The 12,972-nt window shown below is 68.3% G+C and carries 10 protein-coding genes; 9 read left to right on the top strand and 1 reads right to left on the bottom strand.

What is annotated here, in order from left to right:
• Window positions 1–188, bottom strand: a 188-nt coding sequence (locus AC1DNF_RS34725) for a TorF family putative porin (protein WP_478153364.1), incomplete at its 3' end; no start/stop codon positions are given.
• A gap of 156 nt (window positions 189–344) precedes the next feature.
• On the opposite strand from AC1DNF_RS34725, the gene corA reads away from it, so the two are divergent.
• From corA to AC1DNF_RS34770, 9 genes are all read left to right on the top strand, one after another.
• Window positions 345–1,319 (top strand): magnesium/cobalt transporter CorA, encoded by a 975-nt coding sequence (gene corA, locus AC1DNF_RS34730; protein WP_478153365.1) that lies wholly within the window; start codon window positions 345–347, stop codon window positions 1,317–1,319.
• Window positions 1,320–1,411: 92 nt separating this feature from the next.
• A complete protein-coding gene (locus tag AC1DNF_RS34735) occupies window positions 1,412–4,885 on the top strand; it encodes a response regulator (RefSeq protein WP_478153367.1) in 3,474 nt (1,157 codons plus the stop codon).
• 65 nt (window positions 4,886–4,950) lie between these two features.
• The gene (locus AC1DNF_RS34740; protein ID WP_478153379.1) at window positions 4,951–5,733 is read left to right on the top strand and encodes a CheR family methyltransferase; all 783 of its coding nucleotides are present in this window, start codon (window positions 4,951–4,953) and stop codon (window positions 5,731–5,733) included.
• Complete coding sequence (locus tag AC1DNF_RS34745) at window positions 5,730–6,341, top strand: chemotaxis protein CheB (RefSeq protein WP_478153369.1); 612 nt, start codon at window positions 5,730–5,732, stop codon at window positions 6,339–6,341. The genes AC1DNF_RS34740 and AC1DNF_RS34745 overlap by 4 nt, the downstream gene beginning before the upstream one ends.
• The gene (locus tag AC1DNF_RS34750) at window positions 6,331–7,548 is read left to right on the top strand and encodes a hybrid sensor histidine kinase/response regulator (RefSeq protein ID WP_478153371.1); all 1,218 of its coding nucleotides are present in this window, start codon (window positions 6,331–6,333) and stop codon (window positions 7,546–7,548) included. Before AC1DNF_RS34745 ends, AC1DNF_RS34750 begins: the two co-directional genes overlap by 11 nt.
• Before the next feature lie 76 nt (window positions 7,549–7,624).
• Window positions 7,625–7,993 carry a response regulator gene (locus tag AC1DNF_RS34755; protein WP_478153373.1) on the top strand — a complete coding sequence of 123 codons (369 nt, stop codon included), beginning with the start codon at window positions 7,625–7,627 and terminating at the stop codon, window positions 7,991–7,993.
• A complete protein-coding gene (locus AC1DNF_RS34760; RefSeq protein ID WP_478153374.1) occupies window positions 7,990–8,661 on the top strand; it encodes a hypothetical protein in 672 nt (223 codons plus the stop codon). The genes AC1DNF_RS34755 and AC1DNF_RS34760 overlap by 4 nt, the downstream gene beginning before the upstream one ends.
• 101 nt (window positions 8,662–8,762) lie before the next feature.
• The gene (locus AC1DNF_RS34765; protein ID WP_478153375.1) at window positions 8,763–10,277 is read left to right on the top strand and encodes an ATPase domain-containing protein; all 1,515 of its coding nucleotides are present in this window, start codon (window positions 8,763–8,765) and stop codon (window positions 10,275–10,277) included.
• A 2-nt stretch (window positions 10,278–10,279) separates the two neighbouring features.
• Window positions 10,280–11,950 carry a response regulator gene (locus AC1DNF_RS34770; protein ID WP_478153377.1) on the top strand — a complete coding sequence of 557 codons (1,671 nt, stop codon included), beginning with the start codon at window positions 10,280–10,282 and terminating at the stop codon, window positions 11,948–11,950.
• Window positions 11,951–12,972: the final 1,022 nt, after the last annotated feature.

Consider the following 12,972-nt stretch of genomic DNA (forward strand, 5'->3'; position numbering starts at 1 on the left):
CCGAAGGCGTAGTCGAAGCCGCCCTGGATCGCGGGCTTGAACGCCTTGTTCTTGCTCGTGTCCTGGTCCTGTCCGCGGAACTTGTAGTTGCTCGTCAGCGACACGTTCGCGGTCAGCTGCGCGCTGGCAAGCATCGGCAAGGCGGCAAGTGCAGCCACGGCAAGGGGTCTGAAAGAGAGAGTTCTCATTGTTTGAAGCGTTCGAAAAAGGGAGCGGCAAGCGTAGATCGAGGCTCATAAAAAGCGCGTAAAAAGCGGGAGGGAAGGCGTAAAGAAATGGTCCGTCTCCTGCGCCGGGCGCTCCCGTGGCAAGATCATTCGTTCTTCTCCATACCGGTCGCTCGCATGCTCATCAATTGCGTCGTCTACGAAGACGGCACCAAGCTCGCAGATATTCCCGTCTCGAAGATCAGCGAGTACATCTCGCTGCCTCGGTGCTTCGTCTGGGTGGCGCTCCACGAGCCAACGGCCGAGGAACTCGCCGAGCTGCAGGTCGAGTTCGGCCTGCACCCTCTCGCGGTCGAAGACGCGCAGCATGGCCACCAGCGGCCCAAGGTGGAGGAATACACCGACTCGATCTTCGCCGTCGTGCATCTGCTCGAGCCCGACGACAAGGCGCCCGGCACCCTGCGGGTGGGCGAGCTCAACATCTTCGTGGGCCACAACTACGTGGTGTCCGTGCGCAATCGCAGCGAACATGGCTTCGTCGAAGTGCGCGAGCGTTGCCAGCGCGAGCCCGAGCTCTTGCGCAATGGGCCGGGCTTCGTGCTCTATGCGCTGATGGACGCGGCGGTCGACCGCTACTTCCCGGTGATCGACGCCCTGGAGGTCGAACTCGAGACCATCGAGCAGCAGATCTTCAACAAGGGCGAGGCGCGCGACAACATCAAGCGTCTCTATGAACTGAAGCTGCGGCTGACCGTGCTCAAGCATGCGGTCGCGCCGCTGCTCGAAGGCATCGGCAAGCTGCACGGCGGCCGCGTGCCGCAGATCTGCATCAGCTCGCAGGAATACTTCCGCGACGTGGTCGATCACCTCGGCCGAATCAACAGCTCGATCGACGCGGTGCGCGACACCGCCGCCACGGCGATCCAGGTCAACCTCTCGATGGTCACCATCGAGGACAACGAGGTCACCAAGCGCCTGGCCGCCTGGGCCGCCATCTTCGCCGTGTGCACCGCCTTCGCGGGCATCTGGGGCATGAACTTCGACAACATGCCCGAGCTGAAATGGCGCTATGGCTACGTGGCGGCGCTGTCGCTGATCGTCGGCTTCTGCGGCTACATCTATTACAGATTCCGTCGCGCGGGTTGGGTGTGACCGCATCCGCCCCTCGATGAAGCGGCCTTATCCGACAAGCGCGAGCCGGGACATGGGGCAAGCTCGACGGGTTTTGCGCTCCCGGCTGCCTCATGAAAATTGCGTCCACGATCGACCGTCAGGATTTCCAACGCCTGCTGAGCCGAAACCTGAAGCTGCCGATCGCCGGCGGCGTGCTCGGCGCGCTGGTGTTCGTCGCGCTCATCTTCTATCTGTTGTCGACCATCGCATGGGTGGAACATACCGATCGCGTCACGCGCAACGCGGCTGAAGTCCAGCGCCGCAGCATCGACATGGAAACCGGCATGCGCGGTTTCCTGATCACCGGCGACGCAAGCTTCCTAGAACCCTACGACAGCGCGCTTCCCAGGGTCGCGAGCGACCTGGCCGCGCTCCGGACGCTGGTCTCGGACAATCAGGCGCAGCTGGAGCGGGTCGACCGGATTGCTGCGCTGCAGAAGGCCTGGAATGACTTCGCGCGCGAGATGATCGACTTGCGGCGCGCCGGGGGCGATTACCAGCAGCCGGTGCGCCTCGGCCGCGGCAAGCGGCTGACCGACGACATACGCGCCGAATTCGACGCGTTCATGGATACCGAGAAGGCCCTGCGTTTCCAGCGCAACGAGCAAGCCAACCGCACGAGCATGACCATCGTCGGCCTGTTCCTGCTGTTCACTCTCGTGACCACCGGATTGCTGGCCTTCTTCGGCCGCCGCCAGCTGCTGCGGCTGTCCGGGAGCTATGACGCCGTGCTCCAGGAGCAGGCGATGCATTCCGAGACCCTGCAGCAACAGGCCTGGCTGCGCGGCGCCCAGACCGAGCTGAGCGGGGAGCTGGTGGGGGAGCTCAGCGCGCAGGAGCTGGGCCGCAAGGTGCTGGCCTTCTTCTCGCGCCAGCTCGGCAGCGCCGTCGGCGCGATGTACGTGCGCGAACGCCATGGCGCGCTGCGCCGTGTCGCCAGCTACGGCTTCTCCGGCGCGGCCGAGTCCTCGCCCCAGGTCTTCTCGCCCAACGAGGGCCTGGTCGGCCAGGCCGCGGTCCAGAAGCGGATGATGGTGGTGGCGCCGGTGACGGCCGAGTACCTCAAGGTGAACTCCGGTTTGGGCGAGATGACCCCGGCCGCCGCGGTGCTGCTGCCGGCGACCAACGACGGCATCGTCAACGGCGTGGTCGAGCTCGGCCTGTTGCGCCCGCCGGAGGGGCGCGCGGCCGAACTGCTCCAGCTCGTGGCCGGCAACATCGGAACCTCGATCGCGGCCGTGCGCTACCGTGAACAGCTGCAGGAGGTGCTGGCCGAGACCCAGCAGCTCAACGAGGAGCTGCAGGTCCAGCAGGAAGAGCTGCGCACCGCCAACGAGGAACTGGAGGAACAATCGCGCGCGCTGCGCGTCTCGCAGGCCACGCTGGAGAACCAGCAGGCAGAACTGGAGCAGACCAACAGCCAGCTCTCCGAGCGCACCGAGGCGCTGGACCAGCGCAACGCCGCACTGCACAGGGCGCAGCGCGACCTGGAAGAGCGGGCCGAGGAGCTGCAGCGCGCGAGCCGCTACAAGTCCGAGTTCCTCGCGAACATGTCGCACGAATTGCGCACACCGCTCAACAGCGCGCTGATCCTGGCGAAGCTGCTTGCCGACAACCCGCAGGGCAACCTGAGCGCCGAGCAGGTCAAGTTCGCGGAGTCGATCTACACCTCGGGCAACGACCTGCTGGTGCTGATCAACGACATCCTCGACATTGCCAAGGTCGAGGCCGGCAAGCTCGACATAGTCACCGAAGATGTCGCCACCGAGAAGCTGGCCTCGAACCTGCAGATGACCTTCATGCCGCTGGCCGCGCAGAAGCGGCTGGCGTTCCGGCTCGACCTGCGCCCGGACGCGCCCTCCACCTTCTTCACCGATCGCCAGCGCGTCGAGCAGGTGCTGAAGAACCTGCTGTCGAACGCGCTCAAGTTCACGGACCGGGGCGAAGTGGTGCTCAGCATTTCGGGGGCGCCCGGGGGCGGCGTGTCCTTCGCCGTGTCCGATTCGGGCATTGGCATTGCCGCCGATGAGCAGGAGGTGATCTTCGAGGCCTTCCGCCAGGCCGACGGCACGACCCGACGGCGCTACGGCGGCACCGGGCTCGGCCTGTCGATCTCGCGCGACCTCACGCAGCTGCTCGGCGGAACGCTGAGCGTGCACAGCGTCCCCGGCAAGGGCAGCACCTTCACGCTGCAGCTGCCGGCGCGGTATCACGGCGCGGCCCAGGAAGCGCAAGCGGTCTCGCCCGGCACTCCCGCCGTGCCTCCCCCGGCGAGGGCGGCCGCCGCGCGGCAGGCGCCGTTGCCCGCGAAGGTGCCGGCGCCGCAGTTCCCCGACGATCGCGCGCTGCCGCGAGACCAGGCGCGCCGCGTCCTCGTCATCGAGGACGAGCCCCAGTTCGCCCACATCCTCTACGACCTGGCGCACGAACTCGGCTACCGCTGCCTGGTGGCGCATGGCGCGTCGGACGGCTTCGCGCTCGCCACCCAGTTTCTGCCCGACGCCATCCTGCTGGACATGGGCCTGCCCGACAGCCCGGGCCTCGGCGTGCTGCAGCGCCTGAAGGACGACCCGCACACGCGCCATATCCCGGTCCATATCGTGTCCGCGCAGGGCGGCTCCGAGGCGGCCATGCACATGGGCGCCATCGGCTATGCGCTCAAGCCCGCCTCGCGCGAGCAGCTCAAGGAGGTGTTCCGGAAATTCGAAGACAAGCTCACGCGCAAGCTCAAGGCCGTGCTGCTGGTGGAGGACGACGCGCGGCAGCGCGACAGCGTGGTGAAGCTGATCGGCGACGACGACGTCGTCATCACCGCCGTGGAATCGGGCGAGGAAGCACTGGAACTGCTGCGCACCCGTGTCTTCGACTGCATGATCACCGACCTGCGGCTGCCCGACATGCAGGGCAGCGAGCTGCTCAAGCGGATGGCGACCGAGGAAATCGTGTCCTTCCCGCCGGTCATTGTCTACACCGGCCGCAACCTGACGCGCGACGAGGAAGCCGAGCTGCTGCGCTATTCGCGCTCGATCATCATCAAGGGCGCTCGCTCGCCCGAGCGCCTGCTCGACGAGGTGACGCTGTTCCTGCACAAGGTGGAGTCCGACCTGTCGAGCGAGCGGCAGAACATGCTCCGGACCGCGCGTGGACGCGACCGGGTCTTCGAGGGGCGGCGCATCCTGCTGGTGGACGACGACGTGCGCAACATCTTCGCGCTCGCCAGCGCCCTGGAGCAGCGCGGCGCGACGGTCGAGATCGGCCGCAACGGGCGCGAAGCGCTGGAGAAGCTCGACCAGGTGCGCGACATCGATCTCGTGCTGATGGACGTGATGATGCCGGAGATGGACGGCCTGGAGGCCACGCGCCGGCTGCGCCAGGACCCGCGCTTCGAGAAGCTGCCGGTGATCGCCGTCACCGCCAAGGCCATGAAGGACGACCAGGAACAATGCCTGGCCGCGGGCGCCAGCGACTACCTCGCCAAGCCGGTCGACCTCGACCGCCTGTTCTCGCTGCTGCGCGTCTGGATGCCGAAGATGGAGCGGCTGTGAGCATCCAGCCGCCGCATTCCCCGCAGTCGCCGCCCAGCGACACCGACATCGAGCTGCGCCTGCTGATGGAGGCGATCTACATGAAGTACAGCTACGACTTCCGCGATTACACCGGCGCCTCGCAGAAGCGGCGCGTGCTGTATGCGCTCGCGCAATTCGATCTTCCGAGCATCTCGGTGCTGCAGGAGCGGGTGTTGCGCGACGCGGCCGTGTTCAGCCAGCTCCTGCAGTACCTGACGATTCCCGTGAGCGAGATGTTCCGCGACCCGGCCTACTTCCTGTCGCTGCGCCGCCAGGTGGTGCCGATGCTGCAGACCTACCCGACCGTCAAGGTCTGGGTGGCGGGCTGCAGCACCGGCGAGGAGGTGTACTCGCTCGCCATCCTGTTGCGCGAGGAAGGGCTCCTGGAGCGCACGCAGATCTATGCCACCGACATCAATCCGGCCTCCCTGGAGAAGGCGCGCCTGGGGATCTTCCCGCTCGACTCGATTCGCCACTACACGGCCAACTACCAGCGCGCGGGCGGCGTGAATGCCTTTTCCGACTACTACACGGCCGCCTACGAGGCGGCCCGCTTCGACCCCTCGCTGTGCGCCGATGTGATCTTCGCCGACCACAGCCTGGCGACCGACAGCGTCTTCGCCGAGACGCAGCTGGTGTCCTGCCGCAACGTGCTGATCTACTTCAACCGCCAGCTGCAGGACCGGGCGCTCGGGCTGTTCCACGAGTCGCTGTGCCACCGCGGCTTTCTCGGGCTCGGGGCCAAGGAGAGCATCGACTTCTCCGGCTATGCCACGCGCTTCGACGTGCTCTCGCGCGCCGAGCGCATCTACCGGAAGGTGGCATGACGATCAAGAGATCCCGGTCCTCCCGACCCCTGCAGCACGTCGATGCCGTGGTCATCGGCGCGTCGGCCGGCGGCGTCGATGCGCTGCTCGCGCTGCTGGGCGATCTGCCCGCCGGCTGGCGCCTTCCGGTGGTCGTGGTGATCCACCTGCCCGAAGGGCATGAAAGCCGCCTGGCGGAAGTCTTCCGTCATCGCCTGCCGATCCCGGTGCGGGAAGCGTGGGACAAGGCGCCGGTCGTTGACGGCACGCTTTATTTCGCGCCCCCGAGCTACCACCTGTCCATCGAGCGCGACCGCCGCTTCTCGCTGAGCTGCGAGCCTCCGGTGTTCTTTTCGCGCCCCTCGATCGACGTGCTGATGTGTTCCGCGGCCGATGCCTACGGCCCGGCGCTGGCCGGATTCCTGCTGACCGGCGCCAATGAGGATGGCGCGCGGGGCATGCTGTGCATTCACCGCGGGGGCGGCCTGACGGCCGTGCAGGACCCCGCCGAGGCGCTGGTTGACATCATGCCCAACGCGGCCATCGGCGCCCATGCGCCCGACTTCGTACTTCCCCTGCGCGAGCTGCGCGCCTTGCTGCTGCAACTGGATTCAGCCCATGCCCCTTGATGCCGAAAGCAAGCTGCTGATCGTCGACGACCTGCCGGAGAACCTGCTGGCGCTCGATGCGCTGATCCGTGGCCCGGGCCGGCCCGTCTACAGGGCGGGTTCGGCCGAGGAAGCGCTCGGGCTGCTGCTGGACCACGAGTTCGCGCTCGCCATCGTCGACATCCAGATGCCGGGGATGAACGGCTTCGAACTGGCCGAGCTGATGCGCGGCACCGAGCGCACGCGCCATATCCCGATCATCTTCGTGAGCGCGGCCGGCCGCGAGCTGAACTACGCGTTCAAGGGTTACGAGAGCGGTGCGGTCGACTTCCTGCAGAAGCCGCTGGATGCGCACGTGGTGACCAGCAAGGTCAGCGTGTTCGTGGACCTGCACCGGCACCGGAAGGCGCTCGCGCGCGAGATGGAAGCCCTGGCAGCGGCGAACCGGCAGCAGGAGGCCCTGGTGCAGCAGCTGCAGACTGCACGCGGTGAACTGGAGCGCGCGGTGCGCATGCGCGACGACTTCATGTCCATGGTGTCGCACGAGCTGCGCACGCCGCTCAACACGCTCTACCTCGAAACGCAGGTGCGCAAGCTCCACCTGTCGAAGGGCAACCTGGCGCCCTTCGATCCCGCGCGCCTGCCGGCGATGATCGAGCGCGACCAGCGCCAGATCCAGAACATGGTGCGCCTGATCGACGACATGCTCGACGTCTCGCGCATGCGCAGCGGCGCGCTGTCGATCCAGCCCAAGCCTGTCGACCTGGTGGCCATGGCGCGTCGCGTGGTCGAAAGCCTTTGCCAGCAGGCCGAGGCCGCCGGCTGCACCATCGAACTGAAGGCGCCGGCCGGCGCGCAGGGCGTCCAGGGGATCTGGGACGAGTTCCGCATCGAGCAGGTGCTGACCAACCTGCTGACGAACGCCTTGCGCTACGGCGGCGGCAAGCCGGTGGAAGTCGTCGTGGAAAAAGCCGGCGAGGCCCGGGGCGTGGCGCGGATAAGCGTGCGCGACCAGGGCATGGGCATCGCCCCGGAAGACCAGGCGCGCATCTTCGAGCAATTCGAGCGCACCGAGGACAGTCGCAAACAGGCCCCGGGCCTCGGTCTGGGCCTCTACATCACCCGCCAGATCGTGCGCTTGCACGGCGGACAGATCGATCTCGAGAGCGCGCCCGGCCAGGGGGCGCTCTTTACCGTGAGCCTGCCACTGCAGCCGCCGCGACAGTGACAGTAGAAAAGCTCCTACAAGCTCAGTGGGCCCCGGCCCCCGATACTCTGGGGCTTTCGTTTTCAGGGAGTTTCCGATGAATGTGCTGATCGTCGACGACAACGAGGCGGCCGCGGACCTCTTGCAGGAGCTGCTGGTGCTTCAGGACCACACGGTTCGCTGCGCCTACACCGGCCAGCAGGCGGTTGATGCCGGGGCCAGCGAGGACTTCGACGCCGCCTTGATCGACCTCACGCTGCCTGACTTTCCCGGTACGGAGGTGGCGCGGCGGCTGCGCGCCAAGGGCGCCGGCGTGTCCGGCCAGCCCTTGCTACTGGTCGCCATTTCCGGCTTTTCCGCCGGGGAGTCCGGAGGGGCCGCGGCCGGCCTCTTCGACCACCACCTGCAGAAGCCGATCGACTTCGAGGCGCTCGACCGCATCCTGGCACAGTGCGCCGCACGATGAAGGCCTCGCCCGGGGCTCGCAGCTGGATGGCGGCCGGCGTGCGCCACGAACTCCTCACGCGCGCCCTTCCGACCTTGCGCCACGACATGGCCGCGCCGGTGTCGGTGATCCGCATGGGTCTGCTGCTGCTGAAGCGGCAGGCGCCCTCGGGCGATCCGCAGGTGGCGGACGAGCGCCTGGCACTGATCGAGGGGCAGTTGAATGAATTGGTCGCCGCCGTGCGCTCGCTGCGCGACTGGGAACTCGCTGTCGGCGACGAGGGCATCACGCGCAGCGAACTGGTGAAGCAGGGCACGGCGCTGATGCGCTCGGCCTACGAACTCAACGGCATCGGCCTTCATGCCGAAAGCGGGCTCTTGCCCGAGGCGGATGAACCCCGCTTCCCGGCCGCCGCCGCGTTGCGCTACATGTTCCTCGGCGTGCTCGGCTACCTGCACGACAGCGCGGAGTCGCTCGGCGCGATCCACGTCGAGCCGGATGGCGTCGACGCGCTGCGATTCACCGCCAGGCACGGCGAGGCCGCGCCGGCCGATGCGATGGCCGGCGCGCTGCGGGCGCCGCGCAAGCTGGCCATCGACGCCGTCGCGCTGCAGGCGCTGGCCGACGACCTGGGCTATGAGGTCGCGGTGGGGCGCGATGTCGTGCGACTATCGCTGGCTTCGGCCTGATCCCCCTCTCGATCCCGGCGGGGTTCTTCCGTCGTTCTCCTTCGCTCCCCCGTAAAGAAGACTGACACGGGCGGCTGCCCAGGCGCCCGAGCATCAAGGCCATGACTTCTGCGGCTACATTGCTCATTCCGCCCCAGGAACGCGCCTCCACAGGCATCGCCGGGCTCGACAACGTTCTGGGCGGCGGCTTGCCCGTCGGCCATCTCTACCTCGTGGAAGGCGAGCCCGGGGCCGGCAAGACCACGCTCGGCATCCAGTTCCTGCTCGAGGGGGTGGCCAGAGGCCAGACCGGCCTCTATGTGACCCTTTCGGAAACGGCCGACGAGCTGCGCACGGTCGCGGCCTCGCACGGCTGGACGCTGGAGGGGCTGTCGGTGTTCGAACTCCTGACCGCCGAGGGGCTGGGCCCCGATGCTGAGCAGTCCATCCTGCATCCGTCCGAGGTCGAATTGGGCGAGACCACGCGCGGCGTGATGGCCGAGGTCCAAAGGCTCCAGCCGCAGCGCGTGGTGTTCGACAGCCTGTCCGAGATGCGCCTGCTGGCGCAGGACCCCTTGCGCTACCGGCGGCAGATCCTGGCGCTCAAGCACTTCTTTTCGAGATGCCGCTGCACCGTCCTCATGCTGGACGACAGGTCCTCCAAGGCCGGCGACCTCCAGCTGCACAGCATCGCGCATGGCGTGCTCAGCCTCGACCAGACGACGGGCGCCTATGGCGAGAACAAGCGCTTCATGCGGGTCGTGAAGCTGCGCGGCGTGAAGTTCCGCGGCGGCGACCATGATTTCCGGCTCGACACCGGGGGCATCGCGCTCTTCCCGCGGCTCGTCGCGTCCGAGCATCGCGGCAGCTTCGAGCAGAGAGCGGCCAGAACCGGCAATGCCTCTCTCGATGCCATTCTGGGCGGCGGCTTGAGCTACGGAAGCAATACGCTCTTCGCGGGGCCCTCCGGCGTCGGCAAGACCACGACCGCGATGGCCTGCCTGGCCGCCGCGCTGGCGCGCGGCGAGAAGGCCTCCTACTACCTCTTCGATGAAGGGCTGGGCACGCTGCGGACGCGCTGCGCCGCGCTCGGCATCCCGATCGCGCAATACATCGACCGGGGTCTGCTGGAGATCGTCGCCCTCGATCCGGCCGCCGTCTCCCCCGGCGAATTCGCGAACATGGTGCGCCATGCGGTGGAGAAGCGCGGCGCGACGATGGTGGGCATCGACAGTCTGAACGCCTATCTCCAGGCCATGCCGGGCGGCAAGTTCCTGCTGCTGCAGATGCATGAATTGCTGACCTACCTGAACCAGAGCGGCGTCGCCACCATCCTGGTCCTGGGCCAGCATGGGCTCTTCGGCGAAGGCCGCAGCGACGTCGACCTGAGCTACCTGAGCGATGCCATCCTGCTGTTCCGCTTCTTCGAAGCGCGCGGCAGCCTGCTGAAGGCGGTGTCGGTCGTGAAGAGCCGCACCAACAGGCATGAACTCACGATCCGCGAGTTCCGCCTCGGGACACGCGGCATCGAGGTCGGCGCGGCGTTGACGGATTTCGTGGGCGTCCTCAAGGGCGTGCCCGCATACGCCGGCACCCAGCCCCTCCTGAGCGACCCGCCCGGCGTCATCGAAAGCTAGCGATGGAGTTTCGCGTCATGGTGCATGCGCCGCGCGGGCGCGATGCCGAGGTCGTGCAGACCGTGCTGGCCGCGCGCGAGATCGCGACCCATGTCTGCCTGTCGGTGGATGAATTGCTGGCGGGCCTGCAGGAGGGCGCGTCGGCGGCGATCGTGACGGAGGAGGCCTTCACCGTCGAGCCCGGCGACCGCCTGAGCCTGTGGCTGATGCGGCAGCCGAGTTGGTCGGACTTCCCCTTCATTGTGCTGACGACCCGTCAGACCAAGCGGCGCTCGGGGCCGGCGCGGGCATCGCTGCGCGCGCTCGGCAACGTGGTGCTGCTGGAGCGGCCCGTGAATGCCGAGACGCTGGCGAGCGCGGCGGATGCCGCCGTGCGCGCGCGCGTGCGGCAGTACGCGACACGCCGCAACCTGGAGGAACTGGGCCAGGCGCGCGCGACGGTCCAGCAGCTCAACCGCGAGCTGGAAGACCGCATCGAGGCCCGCACGCGCGAGCTCGCCGGCGCCAACGACCGGCTCATGGCCGAGATCGCCGAGCGCGAGCGCGTGCAGGCCACGCTGGCGCAGGTCCAGAAGATGGAGGCGATCGGCCGGCTGACCGGCGGCATCGCGCACGATTTCAACAACCTACTGCACGTCGTGAGCATGAACCTCGACCTGCTGGCGCGCATCTCGCAGGAGCCGAAGGTCGAGAAGATCGCGTCGCAGGCGCGGCGCGCGGTGGGTCGGGGCGCCAAGCTGACCGGCCAGCTGCTGTCGTTCGCGCGGGCGCAGTCGCTCTTGCCGCGGCTGACGGATGTCAATGCGCTGCTGCTTGGCATGCAGGAGTTGATCACGGTGTCGGCGGGCGCCGCGGTGCGGCTGGAATGGAAGCTGGGCGTGGGCCCGGCGTGGGCGAAGGTCGATCCGAGCCAGCTGGAGATGGCGGTGCTCAACCTCGTGGTGAACGCGAAGGACGCCATGCAGGGCCGCGGCCGGATCGTGCTCGCCAGTGGCGTGAAAGATGAGAGCGCGCCCGGCGCCGAGGGCCGGCGCGTGGTGGTGTCGGTCACGGACGATGGCGCGGGCATCCCGCAGCACTTGCTGTCGAAGGTGTTCGATCCTTTCTTCACGACCAAGCCGCTGGGCAGCGGAACGGGGCTGGGGCTGAGCCAGGTGTATGGCTTCGCGCAGCAGTCGGGCGGGGCCGCGCGGATCATGAGCGAGCCGGGTCGCGGCACGACGGTGGAGCTCTCGTTCCCCTTGCTCGACGAGGGGCCTCCGCAGGCCGTGCAGGAGGCCGTGGATGCGCCCCCGGCGCTGGCCCGGCGGCGGCGCATCCTGGTCATCGAGGACGACGAGGACGTGCGGCGCGTGATCGTGGAAAGCCTGCAGCATGCCGGCCACGCCGTGCGGGCCGCCGCGGACGGGCGCGAAGGCCTGGCGGAACTGGAGCGGGAGCTGCCGGACCTGATCGTCGTCGACTACGCGATGCCGGGCATGAACGGGGCCGAGGTGATCAGGAAGGTGCGCAAGAAGGCGCCGGCGCTGCCGGTGATCCTCGCCACGGGCTATGCGGACATGGTGGAGGTCGGGCGGGTGCTCGGAACGCAGTCGATCTTGACGAAGCCCTTCGACATCGCCTCTCTGCTGCGCGCCGTGGAGGAGGCCACTGCCGATTCGAGGCGGGGCTGAGTCGTCCCGCGTCGTCGGCCCGGTCTACCAGTGGGCCGCGGTCCGTCCGCCTTCTTCGAGAGGCGCGGCGGTGCGCGGTGGCGAGGCGGGACCGCGCACGGGATCGGCGGGCACGCAAGGCAGTGACGCGGCCAGGTCCTCGCCGGTGCCGCGCAGGTTGGCGAGGCGCTGTTCGAGTTCGGCGATGGTGGGCAGCGCGGCGGCTCGAGCGGAGGGGGCCGGATCGGCAAGGGCCTCGGTTTCTTGTTCCCGCCGGGGGTGTTCCTGCCGAGGCGCCGGTTGCACGCGCGCGGGGCTGGCTGCCGCGCTCTCGGCGGCCGGCAATGTGCCGTCGCGAGGGGCTGGTTGGCGCGGTCCTGCACGCGGCGGGTGTCCTGGGCCATGGCGGCGTGCTCGGCGCTGGCGCGCTGAGCCTGCACGGCGGCGTCGCGCGCGGCGGCATTGGCGACGGTGGCCTGCGCGTGCGCGCGCAGGCGGCGGTCCAGGCTCTGGAGCATGTTGCCCACGTCCGCGCCGGTGAGGTCTTGCAGCATGCGATGGAAGTCGGGGTGGTCCTGCTCGCGATAGGGCTGGCCGGTCTCGGCGAGATGCCGGCGCACGGCCTGGCCCTCGGGGATGGACAGCAGGGCCTGACTCACTGCCTCGATGAGATGTTCGGGCGCGGTGGAAGGGATCGCGTGAGCGGCTGCGGCGTGGCTGGCGGCGCCGACGGGATCGAGCATCGCGCTCATGGGCAGGTGAGGTGGAGCGAGGCTCCTGCGGGCCCCGCGCGAGAGCCTGTCCCACTGGCTGTCGATGGCGTCGCGCACGGCGGAATGGATCGAGGCGGTGGCGGCTTCCTCGCGCTGGCGCTCGGCCCATTGAAGCTCCTGCGCCGCGCCGCGCTGTGCATCGGCCGCGCGCGCGGCGCGGATGTCCACCTGGCCCAGGGCCTGAACGACGTCGCTCAGTTCAGCGCTTGCCTTGGGCATCGCGGGCAGGTCGAGCGCCTGGCTGGCCTTGCGCTCGATGGCGTCGAGCTT

Source organism: Variovorax sp. 01T432, from assembly GCF_056398605.1.